Below are 1,137 nucleotides of genomic sequence, written 5' to 3' on the forward strand. Positions count from 1 at the left end.
TCCATGTACCCCGCTGCAATGCAGTGGTCGCGCACCGCGGTGGTTCCGAACTGGAGATACAGCTCCACGCCGGGCGCCACTTTGAGCCCGCGGTCCGCCGCCCACCGGAGCACCGCGTGGTAGTGGTCGAAATCCTCGCGCTTGCCGGCCGTGCACGAGCCGCCGTAGGCGATGTCGATGCGCACCCGCTCGCCGAGCGCCATGAGCCGCAGGCCGTTGCCCGGATCGCCCGGTGCCGCGACCATGGGGGGAATCTGCGTGCAGTCGACGTGGAGCGTTCTGGCGTAGGCCGCGCCGTCGTCGCTGCGCATCCAGGGCTCGACTTCGAAGTCGATGCCGCGGCGCTCGCGCAGGAAGCGCACGGTCTCCGCATCGGGAGTGACCAGGCCGGTGAAGCCGCCGAGTTCCGCCGTCATGTTGGTGAGCGTGGCGCGCTCGTCAGTCGTCATGCGCCGCACCACCTCGCCCGTGAACTCGAACACCTTGCCGACACCGCCACCATCGCGCACGAAGGGCAGCGCCAGCAGATGCAGCACGACGTCTTTCGCGGTCACGCCCGGGACCAGCAAGCCATCGAGCACGATCTTCAGGGACTGCGGCACCGTCAGCCGCACCGCTCCCGTCACGAAGGCGTTCGCTATGTCCGTGGTTCCCACGCCGAAGGCCACGCACCCCAGCGCGCCGCTGTGCGGCGTGTGTGAATCCGTGCCCACCACCAGTTGGCCCGGCAGCGCATAGTGTTCCGCCACCATGGCGTGCGAAATGCCGGCCACGTTGGTGCCGTCGTCCTTCGCAGCCTGTTCTTCCGTCAGCGTGCGGTGCGAGCGCAAGCCATAGGCGGCAGCGAACTCGCGCTGCGCCTCGACCAAGCGATGCACATTCGGCACCAGGCCGCCACGTACGTGCGCGGGGCTCTCCGCGACATAGGACGTGTGGTCTTCGAAGACGACGATGGAACCGGCGTCGTGCAGCACCAGCGAACGGCCGAAGGTGGCGTGCAGCATGTGCGCGGCCATGCCGGTGTAGTACTCGTGGATGAAGCGCAGGTCCGCGCGCACGAAGGCACCGTCGCCCGGCGCGGGATGCGCCTGCGTCAGCTCGGTGGCAAGCGCATGGCGCGCCACGATTTTCTCGAAC

General features: G+C 68.5%; 1 protein-coding gene. It reads right to left on the reverse strand.

The genetic code is table 11. The features are described 5' to 3' along the window. A partial coding sequence (locus AC04L7_RS19180; protein ID WP_475513774.1) for an aconitase family protein occupies positions 1–1,137 on the reverse strand: 1,137 nt, incomplete at both ends.

The organism is Pseudoxanthomonas sp. LjRoot204_2 (genome assembly GCF_056175765.1).